The organism is Alcaligenes faecalis, from assembly GCF_041521385.1.
Classification (GTDB): domain Bacteria; phylum Pseudomonadota; class Gammaproteobacteria; order Burkholderiales; family Burkholderiaceae_B; genus Alcaligenes; species Alcaligenes faecalis_E.
The window spans coordinates 1,828,480-1,852,715 of sequence record NZ_CP168006.1; the positions used below are offsets into that span (position 1 = coordinate 1,828,480).

Sequence of the window (24,236 nt, forward strand, 5' to 3'; positions counted from 1 at the left end):
AAAGTCAGAGCCCTAATTGTGACAAGTCAAACCGGGCGCGTAAATAAGGCGTAGAAAAAACCGTCGCCATCTGCCAGTGATCGTCCCGCAACACCGGGCAAAATCTGGCCGGGAGAATCCAGAAGCTGCGCTTCGGGGTGGCGGGCCAAAAACGCCTCGACCTGTTGTTCCCCTTCTGCCGGAAAAATCGAGCAGGTCGAATACAGGAAATGTCCGCCGGGCCGCAATGTGGACCACAAGGCATCCAGTATAGCGCTTTGCAAACGCGCGGTATCGGCAATATCTGACTCGCGGCGCAACCAGCGAATATCGGGGTGACGACGCACAATACCTGAAGCGGTACAAGGCACATCAGCCAGGATGGCATCAAAGGGCTGACCATCCCACCATGGGGCCGGACGCGCCGCATCACCCCGTTTGAGTTCAACCTTATCGCTTTCCAGGCCAAGACGACGCAGGTTGTGGCCGACACGTTCCAGACGCTCGCCATCGGAGTCCAGGGCCAGCAAGGACACATCCGCCTGTTCCAGCAAATGAGCGGTCTTGCCACCTGGGGCCGCGCACGCATCCAGCACGCGCATGCCATCCTTGACCGGCAAGAGCAAACCAGCTTGCTGAGCCGACCAGTCCTGCACCGACCACCAGCCCAGATCAAAACCAGGAATCGCCTGAACCGGCATGGCCTTGTCCAAGGTAACAGCACCCACGCCGGGGCTACTGGAGGCAATACCGGCTTCGGTCAGGACCGCCTGCAAACGCTCCACTGAACAGCGACGCTGATTCACACGCAAGGTCAAAGGACCGGGGCGATTGGCCGCTTGCAACAACGCCTCCCAATCACGCGGGTAAGCACGACGCAACTCCTTGACCCACCAGCCGGGGTGATTCCAGCGTGCTTCGGGGCGGCTTTCTACCTGAGACAAAATCATCTTGCGTTCGCGCGTAAAGCGACGCAGCACCCCATTCACCAAACCCTTGGACAGACGCAGCGCGGCCTGGCTATCAGCCGCACGCACGGCCTGATCCACCACCGTATGCACGGCATAGACCGGCACATCCGGGCGATCCTCAAAAGTCTTGGCATCCTCTTGCACACGCATGGCCGTATCCAGCAAAGCCAGCGACACCATCAGCAAGGCATCCAGCCAGGTATTGCTGGGCTGACGGGGCACCAGCGTAATACGAATCTGACGGGCATGGCCCAGACGACGCAACACATGGAAGCTGACCGATTGCACCGCCGCACGGGCAGGCGCTGGCGTTGCAGCCAAACTTTCAGTCAGGGACTTGCCCGCCAGCACGCCTTCAATATGGCGCGCACTCAGCAGCATGACTTCGGACAGGGGCAAGGAGGGGGAAAGATGGGTGTCGGACACAGAACAACCGCTAGAAAAGAAAAATATGACTGCGACTGTAGCACTATTTGCCGCATAAACCGGGCTCAAACGCACAAGATCCGCACGCATCCGGGCATGGGACGGTAAAATCAAGCCTATTTCCCAATTTCGAGCCCTCAAGCTCCAGAAGGACCCTCTATGAGCGCCCCAAAAGTCGGATTCGTAAGCCTGGGTTGTCCCAAGGCCCTGGTTGATTCCGAACGAATTCTTACCCAACTGCGCACCGACGGCTATCAGATCACCCCCAGCTACGACAATGCAGATGTAGTGGTGGTCAATACCTGTGGCTTTATCGACAGCGCCAAGGCCGAATCGCTGGAAGCGATCGGCGAGGCACTGGCTGAGAACGGCCGCGTCATTGTCACCGGCTGCATGGGTGTGGACGAAGGCCTGATTCGCGACGTACACCCTTCCGTACTGTCCGTCAGCGGCCCCCAGCAATACGAACAGGTACTGCGCGCCGTACGTGAAGCCGCCCCACCTTCGCTGGATCACAATCCCTATATTGATCTGGTGCCGCCACAAGGCATCAAGCTGACCCCACGTCACTACGCCTATCTGAAGATTTCCGAAGGCTGTAACCACAGCTGCAGTTTCTGTATTATCCCGTCCATGCGCGGCAAGCTCGTCAGCCGTCCTGTCGGCGATGTCCTTGGCGAGGCCGAACGTCTGGTCAAGGCTGGCGTCAAGGAGCTGCTGGTGATCTCCCAGGACACCAGCGCCTACGGCGTAGATATCCGCCAACGTACCGGCTTCTGGAATGGCCGCCCCGTCAAGAGCAGCATGCTGGACTTGAGCGCCGCCCTGTCCGAACTGGGTGCCTGGGTGCGTCTGCATTACGTCTACCCGTACCCTCATGTAGACAACATCATTCCCCTGATGGCCGAGGGCAAAGTGCTGCCCTACCTGGATATTCCCTTCCAGCACGCCAGCCCTTCCGTGTTGCGCGCCATGAAACGCCCTGCCTTTGAAGACCGCACCCTGTCGCGCATCAAGCAATGGCGTCAGGACTGCCCGGATCTGACCATCCGCTCCACCTTCATCGTCGGCTTCCCCGGCGAGACCGAGGAAGACTTCCAATACCTGCTGGACTGGATGACCGAGGCGCAGTTGGATCGCGTCGGCTGTTTCCAGTATTCCCCCGTGGAAGGCGCCCCCGCCAACAAGCTCGACGGCATTGTCCCCGACGAAGTCAAACAAGAGCGTTGGGAACGTTTCATGGAACATCAACAAGCCATCTCCACCGCCCGCCTGGCCGCCAAAGTGGGCCGCGAAATGGACGTGCTGATTGATGAGATTGATGAGGACGGCGATGCCGTTGGCCGCTCCAGCGCCGACGCCCCCGAAATTGACGGCAACGTCTTCATCACCAGCGAACAAAAACTGGAACCGGGCCAAATGGTGCGCGTGCGCATTACGGATTCCAGTGAATATGACTTGTTTGGTGAAACAAGCTAAGCTCAAACGTCCTTCAGTTCATTTGACAACAGCCCGGCCCTCGAGCCGGGCTGTTCGCTTGCGACATGACAAGAACAAGACTCATCGATCTGGCTGTTGTTATCGCGCTGGGATATTTCCAGTACTACCTTTTACACAACCATCTGGATTTCCTATTTCTGGATGAGGCGGGCCAATATCGATGGCTTGCGCTGGCGCTCTCTCTGACCCCACTGTTTGCGCTCTATTTTCTGCTACGGTTAGTTTTACCCTGTACGGTGGCCGGAGCCCTGACTGCAGGGACCTCCTTGGTACTGACAGAAATCAGCAATACCAAGCAAGCCCTGACGACCGAACCCCTGAGCTGGACGGATATCACTCGCACTGACAACCTGTCAGTTGTACCTCATTACATCAGCCAATCCCACATCATCTATGCCTTACTGGTAGTCGCCGGGATTGTGCTGCTGATGCGCCTTGATCGAACTGCACGCTTAAAAAAGGCTGGAATTCTGCTGGTCGTCCTTTTCTCCCTGCTATCCCTCCACCCCTACTTGAATCGTATCGATACGCCGTTAAGTCACGTAGCGCAGTTTGAGCTGACTCGCCAGGACATCAACTACGTCGTCTGGGACTGGCCCAGGAATATCAGAAAAAACGGCCTGCTCACCCATTTGGTGCAAACCAGCCAGCGCCGCATACCCCCACCGCCTTCAACAGCAGAACGGGAGCAGTTTGATATTTTGAAAGCATCCAGTACTGACACATCCGTTCAGCCTTCCAACATCGTTGTGATTCTCTGTGAAGCATGCTGGCATGATGAACAGCATTTCAAAGAGGCTTTCAGTCCTTTGAAAAAGATTGGGTTTCAAGCCTTCCGTGCCATTGCTCCCGTATATGGAGGAGGAACCGTCAACTCAGCTTTTGAGCTCCTGACAGGGTTGCCCGCCAATGGAGCCTTAAATGGAATTATTTACCAGGAATACACGAAGCTGCTCTCCCCACAGGCGTGGAGCTGGCCCCGTAGTCTTGAAAACACCGGCTATGCCAGCGTTTCACTACACAATCACAATGCAATCTTCTGGAACCGGCACATTATTAATCCAAAGCTTGGGTTTCGACGGTTTCTTGCACTTGAGGACATGAATTACGACGGCCCGATCTGGGCCAACGATGAGATTCTTTTCAAAGCTGCCACTCAAGAACGGCAAAACAGTGACAGGCCAAACTTTCAATTCATCACAACCGTTTATACACACGGAGCCTACTACCCACGCGATGGAGATCACGGCGAGCAACATTATCAAGAAAAACTGACTCAAAGCCTGCGTGATGTGGCTGAATTTGCCAACCAGCTCCTTGCCGACCACCCAGACTCCCTCATCCTTCTTGTTGGCGACCACAAGCCCGCCTTGACCCATTTTTTCCATCAAGAAAATATTTTCTCAGATGACTTTTTCATACGAACGGGGGAAATGAACGACGACTATATGTTCTCCCCCTCCGCCCCAAAAGAAATACTGGGTGACGTACCGGGCTATATTTATTATCGTGGTCAGGATCTGGCAGCCCGCTTGAACCATCAGCCCTTTTTCTGCCTTGGCCAGATCATTAATGACGCGTCTGCAGGCGCTATCCTGCCGGCGTTCCAATACGCTCGGCATTATGATCTTTGCTCTTCGGCCCCAAATCTCACCTATACCCAGCGCAGTGAATCCTATCCAGGCTGGCTATATTCCGCCTCCCTCTTCGACTTCTGATTTTTGCACATTGTTATGCCTATCTATCAACTAGACGAACACAGCCCACAAATCGACGACAGCAGCTTTGTTGCCACAGAGGCCACCCTGATTGGCAAGGTCGTATTGAAAGAGCACAGCAGTGTCTGGCCCGGCGCCGTTATCCGTGGCGATAACGAAACCATTACCGTGGGTATAGGCTCGAACGTGCAAGAAGGTGCCGTACTGCACACCGACCCCGGCTACCCTCTGGATATTGGCGACCACGTCACCATCGGCCACCAGGCCATGCTGCACGGCTGTACCATCGGTGAAGGCGCGTTGATCGGCATCCAGGCCGTCGTGCTGAACGGTGCCGTCATCGGTCGCGATAGCCTGGTTGGTGCCGGCGCACTGGTCACTGAAGGCAAAGTCTTCCCCGAGCGCAGCCTGATCATCGGATCACCCGCCAAAGCCGTGCGTACCCTGAGCGACGAAGACATTGCCAAGTTGCGCCAAAACGCCAGTGTCTACGCCAAACGCGGTGGCTACTACAAAACGGCCTTGAAGCGCATAGACTAAAAAAAGCAAGTACACGCTGGCCCCTCTTGGCCGTACACCACGCAGTTGAAGGTTGCTGAGGCAATCTCCAAACGGGGAGCGGCGAAGCCTGGCGATGGCAATCTGGACTGTCCTGATCCCTGCCCTCGTGCCATCGCCGTTGGCGATGGCACGTTGACAGATGATTGATTTGCAAGGAAGAAAACGGGTCCTAGAATGAAGGCGTCAATCTAAAAACCACCCTCAGAGACAGATTCCTATGAAAACCTACCGCATCGGTCAGATCGTTCCCAGCTCCAACACCACCATGGAAACCGAGATTCCTGCCATGTTGCAGGCTCGTTACGCCGAGTTTCCTGAAGAGCGTTTCACCTTTCACTCCTCACGCATGCGCATGATGCACGTGAACCCCGAAGAGCTGAAAGCCATGGACATCGCCAGCGACCGCTGCGCGGTTGAACTAAGCGACGCCCGCATGAGCGTGATGGCCTACGCTTGCCTGGTTGCCATCATGGCCCAAGGCGACGGCTACCACCGCGTCTCGCAAGCCCGTCTGCAAAACACCGTTAAAGAAAACGGCGTGGAAATTCCTGTGCTGAGCTCGGCTGGTGCCCTGGTCGATACGCTGAAAGAATTCGGCTACAAGAAAGTCTCCATCATCACCCCTTACATGAAACCGCTGACCAAGCGCGTGGCCGACTACATCGAAGCTGAAGGCATCGAAGTTCAAGACTCCATCAGCCTGGAAGTGTCGGACAACCTGGAAGTGGGCCTGCTGAACCCAGAAAACCTGCTGGAGCACGTCCAGCGCCTGAACCATGACGGCGTGGACGCGGTCATCCTGTCCGCTTGCGTACAGATGCCTTCCCTGCCTGCTATCCAGCGCGCCCAAGACCAGATCGGCAAGCCCGTTCTGTCCGCCGCTGTTTGCACCGTGTACCAAATGCTCAAAACCCTGGGTCTGGAAACCCGCGTTCCTAACGCTGGCCACATCCTGTCGGGTGCCAAGCCACAAGCCTGATCAAACCGGCTTAGCAGTACACAGCCCTGCCAACCTTGCGTTGGCAGGGTTTTTTTATGCTTGGACGTCATCAAAGCGTGCGGTAAAAAGCGCAGTTGTGCCAGATCATAAACAAATGCCAAACCACAAATGGCCATTCGTTCTCGATACAGACTGATGACACCCTTTGCCACGATGTCTATATGGGCATGGATGTAGATGCTACGCGAAGTAGCCATATAGCCTAGGACGATGGCTCTCTGCGCGGTCACGGTCGCCCCATCTGCAGATCAGCAAAAAAAAGCGATATGATGCCTGCATGAAACTGGACCTGCTGACCCTCAAACTGTTTGTCCGAATACTGGAAGAAGGCACGATCAGCCAAGCGGCAGAGCGTGAGCATATTGCTGCCGCGGCAGTCAGCCGTCGGATTGCAGATCTGGAGCAATCTCTGAATACAACACTGCTGCTACGCACCAACAAAGGCGTCAGCCCGACCGCAGCAGGCCTGGAGCTGCTGTACCGTTCACGCGCCTTACTCAATAGCGCGCAAGAGATCGAGACACGCCTTCAAGCGTTCTCACAAGGCCAACAGGGGCTGGTACATATCCTGGCCAATACATCCGCTATTTCTCAGTTTCTGGCCGAGCCGCTGGGTGAGTTTGGGCGTTTGCACCCCGCTATTCCCCTGCAACTGGAAGAGCAGACCAGCCTGGACATTATTCGGGCCCTGGCGGAAGGGAAAGCCGACCTGGGCGTGTTTACCCGCCTGCCCTACACAGCCGACATCGAAGCCTACCCGTTTCGCAGTGACAAACTGGTGGTGCTGGTGCCTATCCAACACCCCTTGGCTCAGCATGAAAAAATCCGCTTCGAGCAAACACTAGAGCATGAGCAAATTACGCTGCTGACTGGTACGCAACTGCATTACCAGATCACCAAAACCGCTATGGAAGCCAACCGTTCCGTGCGCATCCGGACTGAGGTTTCTGGCTACGACGCCATGTGCTTATTAATTAATGCTGGCATGGGTATTGGCATCTTGCCGCGCAAGAGCGCCAGCATTTATCAGATTCCCAATACCCGCGTGATTGAGCTGGACGAAAAGTGGAGCCAGCGAGAAATTCTAATCAGTGTGCGCCGCCGCAGTGACCTGCAACCGAGCGCAGAAAGCTTGCTGAGCTTCCTGCTCGAGAGCGGCGCTTAAGAAAGCCGACCTTAGCCGGTGCTACGGCCAAGGTCATATCGTCTAATAAGCAGGCCCGGCCTTTGCAAAATAACTGAGACAGAGCAGCTATCCGCAAGAAGCCTGGCGAGCAAACAAGCGTCAATAAGCTGCGCCGGGCTGAGCAACTGGCACCTCAACTTCATCCTTGAATTGACCCAACAACGCCGTTGCCGCCTGTCGCAACAACACTGCATCCACCCCTACGGCCACAAACAAGGCACCCAAAGACAAATAGTGATGCGCTGCCTCGACATTTGCCTGCAAAATTCCGGGGGCCTTGCCAGCCTTGCTGATACGCACAATCGCGTCCTCGATCGCTGACAACACGTCCGGGTGCCCTGGTTCAGTCAAATACCCCATGCTGGCCGCCAAGTCCGCCGGTCCGATGAAAATACCGTCCACGCCCTCTACCGCCAGAATTTCGTCCAGATTATCCAGTGCCTCACGCGTTTCCACCTGACAGATCACGCACATTTCCTGATTGGCTCGCGCTACATAGTCCGTGGTCTCCCCCCAGCGAGCAGCACGCGCCAAAGCCGCCCCCACCCCTCGAATACCGTGCGGAGGATAACGTGTCGCGGCAACAGCCGCTTTGGCCTGTTCGGCGTTTTGCACCATGGGAATCAACAGATTCTGAGCCCCCATATCCAGCAGCAGCTTGATCTGCACGGGGTCATTCCAACTAGGGCGCACAATAGGCGCAATGGGATGAGCCGAGACCGCCTGCAACTGCGCCAGTAAAGTCTGCACCGTATTGGGAACGTGCTCGCCATCCAGTAAGATCCAGTCATAGCCCAGACCCGCACACAGGTCTGCCACATAAGGGCTGGCCAAACCATGCCACAAACCGATCTGGGACTTGCCCTGTTGCAAGGCCTGCTTGAATGTGTTTACCGGGTGCTTCATGTCCTCTCCTTGCCATCTGCTTAGGCGTCAAACCAGCAGTGTAAGGCGCACAAAGCAGATTACAAGGCCTGACCGACCTCTTTCACCAGTTCCCCAAAGCGAGGCGCCGTGCGATCTCGCGGGCGTGGCAAGTCCACCTCAATCCGGGCACTGACACCAGCCGGGCTGCCACCCAAAACGATAATGGTATCGGCCAGAAAAACGGCCTCATCAATATCATGCGTCACGAACAGAACCGCTGCCGAACTGCGCTGCCACACTTGCACCAGCTCATCCTGCAAGGCTTGACGGGTCAAGGCATCGACCGCAGAGAAAGGTTCATCCATCAAGAGCAAATCCGGCTGTACGGCCAAGGCACGAGCAATCCCGACTCGCTGCACCTGACCGCCCGAGAGTTGATGCGGCCAGCGGTCTTTCAAATGCGTCAAACCCACCTGATTCAAGGCAGCGTCCACACGCTGAGCGCGCTCTTGACGCGACAGGCCCAAACCTTCCAAACCATAGGCCACGTTGGAAGCGATACGCCGCCACGGCAAAAGACGGCTGTCCTGAAACACAAAGGCATTGGCCCGACGGCCAGGACTATCTTGCAGCTTGGAACGCAGGTGCCCAAAGCTGGGCTGGCTCAAACCGGCCGCGGCGCGCAACAAGGTGCTTTTGCCGACGCCTGAACCGCCCACAATCGCCACAAAATGTCCTGCCTGAACGTCCAGATTCACATCGCGGATCACAGGAGCAGGCGCACCAGGGTATTGAAAACCAAACCCCTGAAACTGAATCAAGGCTGCCACTGAAGTACCCATTTGTTGAAAGCCAGAAAAAGCATGTCGCACACGGTGTAAACCACCGAGATAATCAGCATGTAGACCACAACCGCATCGTAAGCACCCACACCCGCAGCGGCATTCATTTCCTGACCCATGCCAGGCACACCCAGCAATTCAGCCGCAATCAGCGTCATCCAGGCCTGGCCGATACCGGCACGCACACCGCTCAACAAGCCGGGGCTGATCGCTGGCAAAACCACCGTCCAGGCACGAGCAAAATAGGAGTTATGCCCAAAAGCGGCAGCCAGCTCGTAATAACGGGGATCGACTGAGCGCACGGCACTGTAAGTCGCAAAGTAGTTCAGCCAGAACACACCGATTGCAATCACAAAGGCTGCACCAGTATGGCTGACCTTGAACCAGGCAATGGCAAATACGACCCAGGCCAGCGGCGGGATCGGACGCAGCAAGCGAACCAAATAAGCTTGCAACAAATCAAAGCGATGGATCGTTGCCGCCGCCAGACCAAAAGCAATGCCCAAGAAAGTGCCTACGCCCAAGCCCCAGAAATAATGCACCAGACTGGACTGAGCTGCAGGCCAGAGACGACCGGCCTCAATCTCCTGGAGCAAGGCCGAGGGCAGACTCAAGGGATCAGGCAAAGTACCACGCGGAGCCCAGCCATAGGCATACGCCAGGCGCCACACCACGATAAACAAGGCCAAACCGGCGATCCCGTAGACAACCCGCTCCAGACCGCGACGCCACAAGGCATCAACCCAGGCACCGGCAGGTGCAGGTGCCGCGGCGGGCAAACTGGCTTGTTTCGCAACGCTCATTACGGTGCTGCCTTCTCATAAAAGCGAACGTCAAACAGGCTTTGGACATCATCCAGCTTGGTCGCCAGTGTGCCTAACGAAACCTGGAAATCCTGCAACTGAACCGTGCCGTCAATAATCTTGTGAGGGTCTGGCTGAAATTGATCGCGCGAACGCTCGATAGCGGCCTGCACAATGTCTTTAGGTAAACGACCACCGCCTACATACTTTTGCACATAAGGCGTTGCCTTGGCAGGTTCGTCGCGCAGCATGGCCGTGGCACGCAGGTGAGCATTTACCAAGTGCTGAACCAGATCAGGATGGGACTTGATCAAACCCTCACGCACCAACAGCACCGAGCCAGGCTCATTGGGAAACAACTGACTGCCGTGGGCCACGATTTTGGTATCAGGCTGACGCTGTAGAATCTGGCTGACCGTAGGCTCCAGGATGGCAGCGGCATCAACAGCATGATTGCTGAGCGCCTGCTGAATCTGAGCCTCACCTTGGTAAATAACCTCGACCACATCCGGGTCGACTTTCAGCATATTGCGCAGCCAATACTGCAAGGCAGCCTCAGGCACCGCCCCTTTGGGGTAGCTGGCCACCTTGGGCTTATGGCCCTTCTCCTGAGTGAACTTGGCCACTGCGGCTGCGAAATCAGGCTTATCGGCATCCAGATAAGCGGCCAGATCGCCAATAGCCACCACACTAACCTGCTCCACGATATTGGACGCGACCACTTTGACGTCGGCCTCTTTAGCCTTGGCCACCAAAGCGGGGCCAATCCCCACATAGGCGACGTCCAACTGACCAGCGATCAGAGCTTGAGTCAGCGCGGGGCCGCTTTGAAACTGGACCAGCTTGGGGTCCGGTTGTCCCTGCGGCAATAAGTCGCCAGACCCTAAGCCCACGAACAATTGAGCCGCAGGCATGATGGGTAAATAGCCGATCTCCAGAGCTTGCTCGGCAGCCTGTGCAGAGAAGGAGACAGACAGAGCAAGAAGGCCAGGGGCTAAATAACGGGAAAACATAAGGATCTCGTGAAACAGGCGAAAACTGAAGCTTAAACCTGTTGGGGAGACGTATCTTTATTTGTTAATAACCACAGAAAATATAAGATCTTCTGCTCATAGCTGTAACTACTGGTCGAACCCCGTATGGTTGGTAGGATTCCTTCTCACATCCCGCTATACAATAACGAGCATACTAAGACCGAGCGCCTAAATTGGTGCATAGCTTTCCCCATCAGAGGAGCTTTCGCTTGACTAGTCCGTCTATCCCCCCCTCTTCAGTTGAACAAGGCCCTACGATCTTTGATGTTCTGGATGCACTACGCGATAACAAATTGCCTGTTGTCCTGCTATCGTTGGCGGGCATATTATGCGCGGCTGCTTACCTGTTCATAGCAGAACCCCGCTTTCGGGCGCACTCCACTTTAACTCCACCCACCCCCACTGACCTGGTCCATTTCAATACCGCCATTCGCACCCTGGGCCCTGAAACAGACGACATTCTTAATGAGCAGATCCGAGAAGCGAGCAAACACCATCTTGCCGAACTTACTCCAGAAGCTGCTTTTCAAATTTTCACCCGGCATCTGAACTCCCCAAAGACCCTCGACGATTTTTTCGAAACGGTTTATCTCGCTCATCTGAACAACGCGGATTTACCCGCCCAGGAAAGAGAAATACTACGAGAACAATTTTCGCAAGACCTCAATATCGTAAACTCCAACCCGAATGGTGTACCAACAGCAGAGGTCACCCTAAGTCATCGAGATCCCCAGTTAGCCAAGACCTGGACAAACCAGTTCGTTGCCATGGCGTTGCAAAAGAGCCGTGCTGAAGTTCTGCAAACAGTGCAAAGCACGGCAGATCTGGAGAAAAAGACAACCGGTTCCCAAATCACTGCTCTGCGCTTATTTGCTGAAACAGAACGACAGGCACAAATTTCGCGCATAAAGGACGCCCATGAAATTGCCCTGAGCATTGGGCTGGAACAGCCTTCCTCTACGGGTAATCTCATTACTTCTTATGCAGGAGACAACTTGTACTTGCGCGGTGCAAAAGCTTTGCAAGCACAACTAGATACACTCCAAGAGCGCCAGAATAATGATCCTTATATTCCTACCCTGCCACTGCTAAAAGCTAAGCTGGACTTGTTAAGCAGCATCGATGTGGCTCAACTTTCAGGGCAAGTTGCGACCATAGATCAGCCCGCTATTGAACCAAGCACACCTTATAAACCACGTACGTTAATAACTCTGGCCATAGGCCTACTAGGTGGCTTCGGCATGGCCTGTCTTTATATTTTGACCAGACTGTCGTATTTATTCAGAAAAAGATCAACGACTCTAACTCAGTAACCTCACACACTTACTGTGATCTACTACCTCTTTCTCTTTCTGGCACTGCTTTACCTCTACCTACTTGGAGTCTCTCTCAGGCTCCAAGTTTTCTTGTCGCTGCTAATACTGTGCATTTTTTCTGGCATACGCTTCAATGCAGGATATGACTACCCTGTTTATTATGATCTTAGCCAAAAAGATGACTACAACTGGTTCGAGCCTTTATCCCGTACTCTGATGGATATTGGCCATCACACCGATCCTGTTCTGTTATTTATTCTATCCAGCGCCTTGATCGCAACGTTCTACTATCTCGCGTTCGATCGCTACAGCCGGCTCTACCAATGGCATCCGGTAGGTATTTTTGCCTTTCTAGGCCTACCTATCGCGTTTTTGGATAGCTTAGGAGTGATTCGTCAATTTATCGCTATCGCGATTTTTGTTTATGTTGCCAGCAACATCCATCGTCGCACATTAATTTCTATGGCTTGGCTGCTAATTGCAGCTCTGTTTCATAAATCAATCCTGGTCCTCTTCCCTCTGGTGATACTAAGACGTTGGTTATCCAAACCGCACTCTTGGCCCATCTATGTGCTAGTGTGGGCTTGCTTTCTAACATTAGGACCATTGCTAATTACCGCTGTCTCGCAATACACAGGCCTATACACCAGCTACTTTACCTTGCACCTCTCAAGCAGCGGCCTCAAGATTTATGCTTTACTTTCCTTGATATACATCTTCTTTTTGATAAACAGAAAATACATATTCGAAAAAAGTAATCATATCTTCTTATTTCATTGTTATTTCATTGGGATTCTACTCTTCTCGGCAGCCCTTCCTTTTGGAATTCATATATCAAGAATAAGCTGGGCACTACTGGCGGTTCACCCACTCTTATTCGGAATAGTGTTTTACAAAAAAACCCCATTCCTGCGTGGTGCTTTCATTGCAGCCTGTGCATTTACAATGAGCCTCTCGCTCTACCTTGCACATAAGAATCCCGAGCGGGATTTTTTGAACCAATACCAACCATTTTTTCTTTTAGATAAATTTCAACGAGATTTTGTCATCAAAAAATCCCTGCAAATAGAAATCCATCGCCCCGAATAAAACCCAACCTTCCATATAAAAAACTATATAATTAATTTTTTTCCATGAATTAATGTCGCAACGATCCTACTAACTATAAACAATAAATTGTATTCCATCGAAAACAACATTTTTAAATATTCTCTTAATAAATAAAGAATACGATTAATTTCATTTTTTTTCTTTACCCCCCTTCTGGTAACAGAACCCATTCTCTCATAAACATAATAACAAACATCTCGATCAGCCTTCACAACTCTTTTTATTTTATTTGAAATTTTTGCCATAAATAAAGAGTCTTCCCCAATCTTAAGATTCTCATCAAACCTAGTTTCCCCTATCATATTTCTATGTATTAATTTGGCACATGGAGAGGAAAAATATTTCCTAGATTTGTACTTTGAACAAGTCACCTCCGGCAGTCTCTCGAAACATTTACCTATATAATTTTCCTTCAAATCACCTAGGTCAGATTCAAAATTATATGAGTTAGCTATACCCATAGCCTCATCAGAAGATTTAGCCAAAAGCCCTTCCAAATAATTTTCACTGATTACATCATCATCATCAATGAAAACAATGTAATCCTCTTTAGAGTTTTCAATAAGAAAATTCCTTGCCATCGACACCCCTGACTCTGGCAAATTGAACAATTCAAATTCAAAACAACTCTTCTCTAACACTTCCTTCAAATAGAAAAAAAAACAATCCTCAGATCCATTTAATGCAATATAAACCTTAAAAGACTCCTTTCCTAAAGTTTGACAATTAATGCTATTTAAGCAGGCAGAAATATATCCACCCGGCTTATGCGTTGGAATTAAAACAGATATTTTTGACAATTCTCAAAACCTAAAAATATAATATAGATGATCAAAAAAATTACTTAAAGATGGAACGCCATATTATAGAATCAGCTTACTTCCCCCCTCCCATAAGCGAGGGAACATTAAGCGTAGAACTTATCAATCTTGTACCCACGCGCTTCCAGGAACTTCTATTTCCTTCCCCCGATACGCGACCTACCGCCGGCCCTTACCTAGGTGACGTCATAAGCAGGATCATCCCTTACCCAAGACTGTACGGGTAACATATGTAGAAACGCCATATAAGGCCATACTTGAAGATCCCGTATCTCTATTCGAAATTCATGACATCACAAACCGCCCCCCCTCTTGTCAGTGTCATCATGCCGGCCTACAACGCTCAAGCTACTCTGGTCGATTCTGCTCGCTCTGTACTTGAGCAGACCTACCCTCATCTTGAGCTTTTGATCATTAACGACTGCTCGACCGACAACACGAGTCAAGTCATGCAGGATCTGGCCCAAGAAGATGCCAGAATCCGTTTAATACAGTGTGAAACTAATGGGGGTGTTGCTCGGGCCCGTAATGCCGGGATAGAACTTGCCCAAGGACAATACATCGCTTTTCTGGACTCAGACGACTTATGGCTACCTGAAAAGCTGGAAAAACAGCTCGAGCTAATGCACGTCACCAGCAAACTGGTTTGCACTAGCGCGTATTACCGATTCCGAGAGCCTGGACAGTGGCTGAGCACCTCATCCCCCCCTCAATACACCAGCTATCACCAGCTTCTTCAAGGCAATGTCATCGGCAATCTGACTGGAATGTACGACTGCCAAGCACTGGGTAAATTTTATCAGCAGCCCATTCGCCACGAAGACTATCTCATGTGGCTGGAAATCACGCGTAAAGCGGGCACAGTCTGCGCAGTATCCGAACCCTTGGCAGCCTACCGAGTAGGCCATACCTCATTGTCATCAAACAAATTTAAATCGGTTCAATGGACTTGGGAAATCTACCGCAAGCATCTGGGCCTGTCTGCGCCTTACAGCACGTATCTGATGCTGCATTACCTCAGCAAAGCCATCCTCAAAAGACTTTAATCCCATGAATGTTTCATCACAGACCGCAGCCTGGGTAGACATACTGCTCGTCAATTACAACGGCGGTCACCAGATTCTGGAGACCATAGCGAGTATCGAGCGGCACAGTACACCCAATACTTATCGCATTACCGTCGTGGATAATGGCTCCAGTGATAATAGCTGTGATCAGATCGAGCAACGCTACCCGCAGATTCAACTACTGCGCACGGGCGCAAACAACGGGTTTGGAAAAGGCTGCAATATCGGTGCAAGCCACACCGATGCCCCTCAAATCCTGCTGCTTAATCCTGATGCCCAGTTACTCTGCAATGTGATCGAGATCTTTCAGCAGTATTTGGCAGTACCCCGTTCGGGGCCACAGCCCATTCTAGGGGGCTTATCCGTCGATAGCCAAGGCAAACCAAGTTATGCCTACGAGCACTTTCCCACACCACGGACACTACTTCTCAAAGCATTCGGGCTGGGGCGCCTACTGACTCCTTCGTACACCCGCACAGAACCTCACCAGGTAGACTATGTTTCTGGCTCCTTACTACTAATCGGTCGCGAGCAATTTCAGCAGCTTCACGGCTTTGACGAGTCTTTCTTTCTCTACTTTGAAGAAACAGACCTGCAGTATCGGGCAAGGCAACAAGGCATTGCTTCTATCCATGTCCCTGCCGCACGTTACTTGCACGAGTCAGGTGGTACATTTACAGACGAGTCATTCCGGGGCCGTTGTTATAGCGACGGGATGAAAATCTATCTGAACAAGCACTACAGGCGCTGGGGGCCCGTCTTGCATCGCCTCTACCATCTGATTCACGGCACTTTGCAACCGCTAAAAAACTGGGTCAAGAAACGCCTGTCATCAAGAGCCTAACGTGCTCCAAAACCTGTAGCCATCGTCTTTAGTGTCAGAAAGGTAATGTAGAGATCCAGCATGATCGAACAGTTCTTAATATAGTAAAGATCGTGCTGAATCTTGACCCGGGTATCTTCTGCATTGGAAACATACCCATGTCGAACCTGCGCCCAGCCCGTAATACCAGGTTTGACGACATGACGGTAACTATAAAAAGGAATCAGTTCGTCAAACTCCCTCACAAAAGACGGTTGCTCTGGCCGCGGACCAATCAGACTCATATCCCCGCGCAATACGTTATAGAACTGCGGCAGCTCATCAATACGCAATTTACGAATAATCCGCCCTACACGCGTAATACGCGGATCATCTTCCCCTGCAAACTGCTCACATGCGTCTCGATCAAAACGCATGCTGCGCAGCTTGTATATGGTGAAAGGACGGTTACCTTGCCCTACTCGCACTTGCGAGTAGATCGCCTTGCCCGGGCTTTCCAGTCGAATCGCCAACGCCGTTAGCAGGCACACGGGCACTACAATAACAGAGCTCAACAAGACAATCGTGTAATCGAAAACGGTCTTGCTTATCTCATATTGACGCGAGGGCAGCAACGAGCCGATATTGTTCTCAGACATTCGATCAATCCGCACGCGTCCGGTCACCGACTCAAAAACCTGTCGGGCACTGTATACAGCAATCCGTTGCAATGCACAGCGAGTTAGAAAACGCTCGCCATTCGCATCCAGACACGAAAAATCTGCCACAACCCCATCAAACCGTCGCCCAGTAAGATCAAAATCAGAAATATAACGGACGTCCAAGCCTGGCAGCCCAGTCAGGAAATCTGCCTCGCCACCAGGTAACACCGCTAATTTGACAATGCGATATCGACTAGTCAAAAAATACTCAAGATGCAGCCAGCAAACGGACAAGACACCGCTACTTAGCAACAGGGCCCGCGATGCATCAAAGCGAAAGAAAAACGTCACCACATACAGCAGGATGTACACACAGAGCACCGTGGGCGCAATAAGCCACGCACTATGAGCCCCTGGATAGTCAGACGAACTTTTATTAATACTTAGCTTGCTGACGACAAAAGCACAACTGGTTAATATCCATGCTGTTAACTGCCCCACATCTGGATGGAGCAAAACGCGCGTTCCCCACAAACCTAAGGCGGGGGCAACGACCGTCACCAACAAGCCACATAACAGGGAAATAGGCAGAGACAGCAACAGCAACTCATGCAAACGCTGAAATCGACGAATTTTTAACTGGCTCATTCTGAATCGGTGGTCCAATATTTCAAGTTGGAGTCAAAAAACATTATACGCATAGGGTGTTACAACTAAATATTGGGCGCATCGCGAAAACGCTTATATTTATCTATATAAATGAGAATCACTACTATTAAAATAATTCCTAAGTTATCTCATCTTCATGATTGCTGTGGATGCTAAGCTTTGTAAATTGTAACCTACAGCAACCTTTTTCAGACCGTTTAACAATAGTCAACACCCAATAAACCTACGCGTACAATACAGCCCACCATGCAACGACCTTCTTTCAATTTTGCCACATACGCACATTTAGGTATTAACCTGGGTTTTTCACTGTTTTTCGCCAGTATTCTATCGACTCGGAACGTATATGCCATTGCGGCAGGCCTATTGTTAGTCAGCTCGCTGGCATTGTGCTTACTACGCTCCCTCCAACCCAACCCGGCAAGTTCATTTAACAAAGGGCTGCCTGTACTGTTGCTCTTGATCTTCCTGAACGGGTTTGCCATGTGGCTTTATCACGGTGATGCCGTCCGTCAGCTTGACCTGATCAGCCGCTACGTGCTGCTACTGCCCATCCTGTATGCCTTGAGCAAGGTAACACTCAAACCTGACTGGATCTCAGCCTCCTTTGCATTGGGCAGCCTGTCCTCCCTATGGCTAGTTTACGCACAATTAGGAGGTGAACTTCACAATGGCAGGGTTTATGGCTATACCGGCGCCATTCAGTTTGGCAATATTGCCCTCCTGCTTGGACTGTTTTGCATGACGGCTTTACTTGCCCAATGGCGTACCAAAGAGTTCAAGCGAGGCCCTGCCGCTCTCTATGCCTTAGGAGCCCTCGCAGGCTTGTTCGCCTCTCTGGCTTCTGGTAGCCGAGGAGGATGGATTGCGTTACCCCTCGCCCTTGCCATACTGTTTATCGGATACACACCCAAACGCTATGCTGTGCGCAGCATCACAAGCGGTGCGCTGGCGGTCATCCTTGCCGGCGCCCTGCTGACACAAAGCCCCTTTGTTCAAGAACGATATAAACTGGCTACCCAAGACATTACTCAATTCCAGGAAGGCAACGCTAATACATCAATCGGCGCTCGCCTAGCAATATGGCAAGCTAACTGGGAGTTAATCAAGCAACGCCCTATTGCGGGCTGGTCCGATACTGAACATCAAAAAGCACTGGAACAGCTCACACTAAACAGGGCCGACGCTCCGATTATTCTCGGCCTAGCAAATTCACACAATAACTATATTGAAACATGGCTGCATTTTGGCATTAGCGGCTTATTTCTTTTGGTTTCTTTATTTGTTTTTTGTTTTTTCTATTTTGCCAAAAATATTCTCCACAAAAATCCATTAAAACAACAATCAGCCATTAATGGATCTATCCTTATTGTGGTTTACTCAATATCCAACCTCACACAAAACATGATGGAAAGAAATAATACATTATTATTTTTTCTTCTAGCTCTTTCTATTTTTTGGAGTCTCATGAACTTCAGTAACATCGCTAACACTCGTGCGTCCTTATCCAAACAATGAGTTTAATTAAAAACTCTTTCTGGAACTTAGCGGGATATGCTGCTCCACTCATTATTGCCATTCCAGCAATGGGCGCTATTGCTCGTCTATTAGGCGTCGAGCAGTTTGGTATTTTCACCTTGTTTTTTGCAGTCGTTGGCTACGCCAGTCTGTTTGACCTCGGTATCAGTCGTGCCGTCATTCGTTCCGTTGCCATAGAGCAAGACAACCCAGCAGGCATCCATAGCATCCTGGGTACCTCGACTATCCTTGTCGCTGCAAGCAGCTTGCTAGCATTACTACTTATCACTGGGTTCAATACCACGCTGGTTCAGTTGCTTTCAATCAGCCCTGAGTACCAGACAGACAGTGCGCGAGCTTTTTCCATACTAGCCGTGACCATTCCCCTCGTACTACTGAGCTCGGTATGGTTTTCCTACTTGGAAGGCATGTCCAATTTTCGCCTTCTTAATATGCTCAGAACTCTCAGCGGAATCTTTCTCGCTATTTTTCCATTGATTGGCGTCTGGATGCATGCTGATTTGAGCCACGCTGTCTGGGGGCTCTTCTTTGGCCGTTTACTAACTGCCCTGATCGCCTATATCTGGAGCTTACCCGGCTCATCTCGCAGGTATTTGTTGCAGTGGAAAACAGCAACAGCGTTTTCCCTTTTCCGTTTCGGCGGCTGGCTAACCGTCAGCAATTTAATCAGCCCCCTAATGGTATATTTTGATCGTTTTCTGCTCTCTACAATGAATGGAGCCAAAGTCGTGGCCTTTTACACTGGGCCAGCAGAAGCAATCACCCGACTACTGGCCATACCTGGGTCAGTGGTCAGAGTCATCTTCCCCGTGCTCAGCGCACGCAGCGGCACTGGCAATGAAACACGGTTATCCTACCTGCTGCTATGTGGTGTATGTGGTGCCATTTCACTAACAGGCATTTTACTGGCAAAGTGGATTCTACTTTTATGGTTAGGACAGGACTTTCTGGGAGATGCCGTTCCGGTACTTCAGATTCTGTTGGTCGGTTTTTTCTTTAATGCCGTTGCGCAGATCCCATACACCGTCATTCAAGCAGCTGGCCACTCACGTGTCACCGCCTTGCTGCACCTGGCCGAGATCATGCCTTATTTAGGGCTGCTCTATTTGAGTATCAATCGGTGGGGCGTCATCGGCGCAGCACTGGCATGGACGATACGAGTCAGTGTAGATTGCCTGGCACTTGTCCTGTTGTCCAAACGATACCGCTAATTCTCACTGTCCGAGTCTTATCTTTTGTCTAACCGCACTAACGAGATCTCTTCATGCGCATTCTAGTCACCGGCGGCGCGGGCTTCATCGGCTCGGCAGTCATCCGCCACTTGATCCTGGATACGGATCACAGCGTCCTTAATGTCGACAAACTGACTTACGCGGGGAATCTGGAGTCTGTTGCTCCGGTAGCTCACAATCCCCGATACCAATTTGCTCATGCTGATATATGTAACGCCTCCCAGATGAGTCAGTTACTCACGCAGTTTTGCCCCGACGTGATCATGCACTTGGCCGCGGAGTCTCATGTGGATCGCTCTATCGATGGGCCCTCCGCATTTATTCAGACCAATATCATGGGCACCTACACCCTGCTGGAAGCCGCACGACAGTACTGGTCAAGCTTGCAGGGTGAGGAACAAGCCAGGTTCCGCTTCCATCATATTTCTACCGACGAGGTTTATGGCGATCTGGACGGAACGGATCAATTGTTTGTTGAAACAACGCCATATGCGCCCAGTTCACCCTATTCTGCGAGTAAAGCCAGCTCCGATCACTTGGTCCGTGCCTGGCACCGCACCTATGGGCTACCGGTGCTGATTACCAACTGCTCCAACAACTATGGGCCATACCATTTTCCGGAAAAGCTCATTCCCCACGTCATTTTGAATGCACTGAAAGGTAAGCCTTTGCCGATCTATGGCAAAGGCGATCAGATTCGGGATTGGCTATATGTCGAAGACCATGCACGTGCATTGGTACTGGTTGCTACAGCTGGCAAGGCGGGTGAAACCTATAATATTGGCGGCCACAACGAAAAGCAGAACCTAGAAGTCGTACAAAGCATCTGTACTATTCTAGAAAAATTAGCTCCTGGCAAACCCGAGGGGGTCAAACAATACGCCGATCTGATCACTTTTGTCACAGACCGCCCAGGTCACGACAAACGCTACGCAATCGATGCAAGCAAAATTGCCAATGAGCTAGGCTGGCGCCCAAAAGAAACATTTGAAACAGGACTGCGCAAGACCGTGGCCTGGTATCTGGAAAACACGGGCTGGTGGGAACGAGTGCTTAGCGGCGACTACCGTCTGGATCGTATAGGAAACAAGGCATGAAAGGCATTATTCTGGCAGGCGGGTCTGGGACTCGCCTTCACCCCATTACCATGGGCGTGTCCAAACAACTGCTGCCCATCTACGATAAACCGATGATTTTCTATCCTTTATCGGTTTTGATGTTGGCAGGCATTAGAGAAATCTTGATTATCTCCACCCCCGAAGATCTTCCCAGTTTCCGCAAACTACTCGGAGATGGCTCTCGCTACGGCTTGTCTTTGTCTTACGCTGAACAACCCTCTCCGGATGGATTGGCCCAAGCCTTTATTATTGGCGCCGACTTCATCGGCCAAGACAATGTCAGTCTGATTCTCGGAGATAATATCTTCTACGGATACGGATTTAGCCAGATGTTACGCGAAGCTGCAGAACGAAAAACAGGCGCAACAGTCTTTGGCTATCAAGTTAGTGATCCAGAACGCTTTGGCGTTGTCGAATTCGACGCACTAGGTAAAGCGATTTCGATTGAGGAAAAGCCCTCCAAACCCAAATCAAATTTTGCTGTCACTGGCCTGTATTTTTACGATAACCGGGTGGTCGACATCGCCCGTCAAGTCAGACCTTCCGCCCGCGGCGAACTGGAAATCACCGACGTCAACAATGCCTACCTGGAGTCCGGCGAATTACACGTCAGCCTTTTAGGCAGGGGCTTTGCTTGGCTGGATACAGGCACTCACGAAAGCCTGCAAGAAGCGGGCACCTTCGTGCGCACGATTGAGCATCGTCAAGGTCTGAAAGTCGCCTGTCTGGAAGAAATTGCTTTCAATCAGGGCTGGCTAAGTCGTGAGCAGCTACACAAGCAAGCTCTGGCGTTGGCTAAAACGGGCTATGGCCAATACCTGCTGAAACTGGCTGGAGCGCAACATGAAGGTGATTGAAACTGTATTGAATGGAGTCATGATCATCGAACCACGTGTCTTCGGCGACGAACGAGGGTTCTTTAAGGAGACATTCAGTGTCGAACGATATCGTGATCAAGCAGGCATTGCACTGCCATTCGTTCAAGATAATCATTCACGTTCACAACAAGGTGTTCTGCGTGGGATGCATTTTCAGCGCACCCGACCGCAAGGCAAATTAGTCAGCGTGACACGGGGTGCAGTTTACGATGTCGCTGTCGATATCAACCCCTCCTCACCTACGTTTGGCACCTATGTTGGGGTAGAGCTTAGCGACAGTAATCACCGCCAACTATGGGTTCCCCCAGGCTATGCACACGGATTCTGTGTTCTGTCCGAGATTGCCGACTTCACCTATAAATGCACCGATTACTATTCCCCCCAGGACGAGGCCGGACTGGCATGGAACTGTCCTGAAGTGGCAATAGCATGGCCAATCCAAAACCCGAAGCTATCTGAAAAAGACACACAATATCCAGGCCTTCAACAGTTGGCGACACAACAAAGAACTTGAGTATCCATGTCACACACCCCCATTCTTGTTACAGGAGCTCAAGGCCAGCTAGGGCAATCCTTCCAATGGATACACAAGCTCGGACCCTTGGACAGCAACCTAAGTCTGCTCAGCCGAGATGAACTGGATATCACCCAACCAGACTCAATCGCACGCGCATTAGATCAGTACAAGCCAACAGTCCTAATCAACACAGCTGCCTACACCGCTGTCGACCAGGCAGAGTCCGAACCAGAGACAGCACACCTGATCAACGGCATAGCCCCCGGCCTTCTGGCCGCTGCCTGCGCTGAACGTGGCATAGGGCTGGTACATGTCTCTACAGACTACGTCTTTGACGGTCTGGCAGAGACTCCCTATGCCGAAGACGCCTCTACGCAGCCTGCCAGTGTCTACGGACAAAGCAAATTGGCGGGGGAACAAGCAGTCCTGGCTGCCCTGCCCTCGGCCATCATTTTGCGCACTAGTTGGGTGTTCAGTCAGTTTGGAAAGAACTTTCTGAAGACCATGCTTCGCTTGGGCAAAGAGCACACCGAGCTGAACATTGTGGATGATCAGATTGGTGGCCCCAGCTACGCGCCACATATTGCTCAAGTATTACTGCAACTGGCACAACGGCTGTGTGAGTCCAAACAGGACACTGGCAAGCAGCAGTCTCCATCCGGCATCTACCATTTTGCAGGCCAACCCTCTATCAGTTGGTATGGCTTCGCCCAGGAAATCTTTGCCCAGGCCGTCAAACTGGGACTGCTTGCGCAGGCACCAAGGTTGAACGCTATCGCTACTAGCCAGTACCCGACACCTGCCAAGCGGCCAGCACAGTCTAGTCTGCTACAAGGCAGGCTGGATGCTCTGCTAGGTGCACAACATATCGAAAAAGACTGGCAACACGGTATCGAGCAAAGTCTGCTTGCCCTGAAACAGATGTAGCAAACCAAGCCGCATGGGTGCCACAACCAAAGCGGATGGTGTGCTTATTCTGCCCTGTGGTAGCCGAGTTCGACCCATCAGGGACACCCACTGCCAGTCGGAATCTCTACCTATACCTCTGACATAGTCGCCACTCAGGTAGTTGATTACTGCAGTTGCAGTTGCAGTCAGAAAAAGTAGATATTCAACCCCACCCTTCTGTCTACAGCAAACGCAAAAAAGCCACCCCCAAGGGTGGCTTTTTTGCGTTTGCTACCGACTTGAGCTTAGTGCTTGCGCGCGTTGCTCAGGCGTCGTGCTGCGGCGGCTTGAGCGGCCAGCATGGCCAACTCGGCTTCCACAACAGCGATGTCGGCTTTGTCCTTGGTGTTGCGCAGGGCTTCTTCCGCATGTTTGCGGGCTTCCAGAGCCTTTGCTTCATCCAAGTCGTGTGCGCGAATCGCGGTATCCGACAATACAGTGACTTTCCCAGGCTGAACCTCGAGTATGCCGCCAGCGACAAAGATATGCTCTTCGCTGCCATCGTCCATAACGATCTTCAGCGTGCCGGGACGAATCCGCGAGATCAGTGGAGTGTGACCAGGCAAAATACCCAGCTCTCCAGCCTCGCCGGGCAGCGCCACGAACTTTGCCTCACCGGCAAAGATCGATTCTTCGGCACTGACCACGTCAACATGAAGCTTAGCCATGA

General features: G+C 51.7%; 23 protein-coding genes. 15 read left to right on the top strand and 8 right to left on the bottom strand.

What is annotated here, in order from left to right; genetic code table 11:
* Positions 1-26: 26 nt before the first annotated feature.
* Positions 27-1,331, bottom strand: a complete 1,305-nt coding sequence (rsmB, locus tag ACDI13_RS08245) for a 16S rRNA (cytosine(967)-C(5))-methyltransferase RsmB (protein ID WP_316988343.1) — start codon at positions 1,329-1,331, stop codon at positions 27-29.
* A 204-nt stretch (positions 1,332-1,535) separates the two neighbouring features.
* Here rsmB and rimO point away from each other — a divergent pair, with 204 nt between their 5' ends.
* The 5 genes from rimO (at position 1,536) to ACDI13_RS08270 (ending at position 7,320) form a co-directional block, all read left to right on the top strand.
* Entirely contained in the window at positions 1,536-2,855 is a 1,320-nt protein-coding gene (gene rimO / locus ACDI13_RS08250) for a 30S ribosomal protein S12 methylthiotransferase RimO (protein ID WP_316988285.1), read from the top strand.
* Between the two features lie 65 nt (positions 2,856-2,920).
* Positions 2,921-4,594, top strand: coding sequence for a sulfatase-like hydrolase/transferase (locus tag ACDI13_RS08255; protein WP_316988286.1), 1,674 nt, complete (start codon positions 2,921-2,923; stop codon positions 4,592-4,594).
* Between the two features lie 15 nt (positions 4,595-4,609).
* Complete coding sequence (locus tag ACDI13_RS08260; protein ID WP_316988287.1) at positions 4,610-5,134, top strand: gamma carbonic anhydrase family protein; 525 nt, start codon at positions 4,610-4,612, stop codon at positions 5,132-5,134.
* Between the two features lie 238 nt (positions 5,135-5,372).
* Positions 5,373-6,134 carry an aspartate/glutamate racemase family protein gene (locus tag ACDI13_RS08265; protein ID WP_316988288.1) on the top strand — a complete coding sequence of 254 codons (762 nt, stop codon included), beginning with the start codon at positions 5,373-5,375 and terminating at the stop codon, positions 6,132-6,134.
* A gap of 298 nt (positions 6,135-6,432) precedes the next feature.
* Complete coding sequence (locus ACDI13_RS08270) at positions 6,433-7,320, top strand: LysR substrate-binding domain-containing protein (RefSeq protein WP_316988289.1); 888 nt, start codon at positions 6,433-6,435, stop codon at positions 7,318-7,320.
* 120 nt (positions 7,321-7,440) lie between these two features.
* Here ACDI13_RS08270 and hpaI read toward each other — a convergent pair whose 3' ends face one another.
* Genes hpaI through ACDI13_RS08290 form a run of 4 tightly spaced genes read right to left on the bottom strand, consistent with a single transcriptional unit; the run spans position 7,441 to position 10,866 of the window.
* Positions 7,441-8,247 (bottom strand): 4-hydroxy-2-oxoheptanedioate aldolase, encoded by an 807-nt coding sequence (hpaI, locus tag ACDI13_RS08275; protein WP_316988290.1) that lies wholly within the window; start codon positions 8,245-8,247, stop codon positions 7,441-7,443.
* Positions 8,248-8,306: 59 nt separating this feature from the next.
* A complete protein-coding gene (locus tag ACDI13_RS08280; protein WP_316988291.1) occupies positions 8,307-9,050 on the bottom strand; it encodes an ABC transporter ATP-binding protein in 744 nt (247 codons plus the stop codon).
* Complete coding sequence (locus ACDI13_RS08285) at positions 9,026-9,853, bottom strand: ABC transporter permease subunit (RefSeq protein WP_316988292.1); 828 nt, start codon at positions 9,851-9,853, stop codon at positions 9,026-9,028. Before ACDI13_RS08285 ends, ACDI13_RS08280 begins: the two co-directional genes overlap by 25 nt.
* Positions 9,853-10,866: an ABC transporter substrate-binding protein gene (locus ACDI13_RS08290; RefSeq protein ID WP_316988293.1), complete on the bottom strand. Its 1,014-nt coding sequence runs from the start codon at positions 10,864-10,866 to the stop codon at positions 9,853-9,855. The genes ACDI13_RS08285 and ACDI13_RS08290 overlap by 1 nt, the downstream gene beginning before the upstream one ends.
* A gap of 230 nt (positions 10,867-11,096) precedes the next feature.
* On the opposite strand from ACDI13_RS08290, the gene ACDI13_RS08295 reads away from it, so the two are divergent.
* A complete protein-coding gene (locus ACDI13_RS08295; protein ID WP_316988294.1) occupies positions 11,097-12,200 on the top strand; it encodes a Wzz/FepE/Etk N-terminal domain-containing protein in 1,104 nt (367 codons plus the stop codon).
* A gap of 93 nt (positions 12,201-12,293) precedes the next feature.
* On the top strand, positions 12,294-13,292 hold the full coding sequence (locus tag ACDI13_RS08300; RefSeq protein ID WP_316988295.1) for an EpsG family protein: 999 nt from the start codon (positions 12,294-12,296) through the stop codon (positions 13,290-13,292).
* Between the two features lie 23 nt (positions 13,293-13,315).
* Here the strand turns inward: ACDI13_RS08300 and ACDI13_RS08305 are convergent, their stop codons facing one another.
* Positions 13,316-14,113: a glycosyltransferase family 2 protein gene (locus ACDI13_RS08305; protein WP_316988296.1), complete on the bottom strand. Its 798-nt coding sequence runs from the start codon at positions 14,111-14,113 to the stop codon at positions 13,316-13,318.
* 308 nt (positions 14,114-14,421) lie between these two features.
* Between ACDI13_RS08305 and ACDI13_RS08310 the strand changes: the two genes are divergently transcribed.
* Together ACDI13_RS08310 and ACDI13_RS08315 are read left to right on the top strand one after the other, a co-directional pair.
* A complete protein-coding gene (locus ACDI13_RS08310) occupies positions 14,422-15,180 on the top strand; it encodes a glycosyltransferase family 2 protein (RefSeq protein ID WP_316988297.1) in 759 nt (252 codons plus the stop codon).
* 4 nt (positions 15,181-15,184) lie between these two features.
* Positions 15,185-16,045 carry a glycosyltransferase family 2 protein gene (locus ACDI13_RS08315; protein WP_316988298.1) on the top strand — a complete coding sequence of 287 codons (861 nt, stop codon included), beginning with the start codon at positions 15,185-15,187 and terminating at the stop codon, positions 16,043-16,045.
* On the opposite strand, the gene ACDI13_RS08320 is transcribed toward ACDI13_RS08315, so the two are convergent.
* Complete coding sequence (locus tag ACDI13_RS08320) at positions 16,042-17,313, bottom strand: exopolysaccharide biosynthesis polyprenyl glycosylphosphotransferase (RefSeq protein ID WP_316988299.1); 1,272 nt, start codon at positions 17,311-17,313, stop codon at positions 16,042-16,044. The genes ACDI13_RS08315 and ACDI13_RS08320 overlap by 4 nt on opposite strands.
* A 267-nt stretch (positions 17,314-17,580) precedes the next feature.
* Here ACDI13_RS08320 and ACDI13_RS08325 point away from each other — a divergent pair, with 267 nt between their 5' ends.
* Genes ACDI13_RS08325 through rfbD form a run of 6 tightly spaced genes read left to right on the top strand, consistent with a single transcriptional unit; the run spans position 17,581 to position 23,545 of the window.
* Entirely contained in the window at positions 17,581-18,852 is a 1,272-nt protein-coding gene (locus tag ACDI13_RS08325; RefSeq protein ID WP_316988300.1) for an O-antigen ligase family protein, read from the top strand.
* A complete protein-coding gene (locus ACDI13_RS08330) occupies positions 18,849-20,084 on the top strand; it encodes a flippase (RefSeq protein WP_316988301.1) in 1,236 nt (411 codons plus the stop codon). The genes ACDI13_RS08325 and ACDI13_RS08330 overlap by 4 nt, the downstream gene beginning before the upstream one ends.
* Positions 20,085-20,137: 53 nt before the next feature.
* Positions 20,138-21,202 carry a dTDP-glucose 4,6-dehydratase gene (gene rfbB, locus ACDI13_RS08335; protein WP_316988302.1) on the top strand — a complete coding sequence of 355 codons (1,065 nt, stop codon included), beginning with the start codon at positions 20,138-20,140 and terminating at the stop codon, positions 21,200-21,202.
* On the top strand, positions 21,199-22,080 hold the full coding sequence (rfbA, locus tag ACDI13_RS08340) for a glucose-1-phosphate thymidylyltransferase RfbA (RefSeq protein WP_316988303.1): 882 nt from the start codon (positions 21,199-21,201) through the stop codon (positions 22,078-22,080). Before rfbB ends, rfbA begins: the two co-directional genes overlap by 4 nt.
* On the top strand, positions 22,067-22,615 hold the full coding sequence (gene rfbC / locus ACDI13_RS08345; protein ID WP_316988304.1) for a dTDP-4-dehydrorhamnose 3,5-epimerase: 549 nt from the start codon (positions 22,067-22,069) through the stop codon (positions 22,613-22,615). The genes rfbA and rfbC overlap by 14 nt, the downstream gene beginning before the upstream one ends.
* A 6-nt stretch (positions 22,616-22,621) precedes the next feature.
* On the top strand, positions 22,622-23,545 hold the full coding sequence (rfbD, locus tag ACDI13_RS08350) for a dTDP-4-dehydrorhamnose reductase (protein ID WP_316988305.1): 924 nt from the start codon (positions 22,622-22,624) through the stop codon (positions 23,543-23,545).
* 266 nt (positions 23,546-23,811) lie between these two features.
* Here rfbD and ACDI13_RS08355 read toward each other — a convergent pair whose 3' ends face one another.
* Entirely contained in the window at positions 23,812-24,234 is a 423-nt protein-coding gene (locus ACDI13_RS08355; RefSeq protein ID WP_316988306.1) for a F0F1 ATP synthase subunit epsilon, read from the bottom strand.
* Positions 24,235-24,236 lie beyond the last annotated feature (2 nt).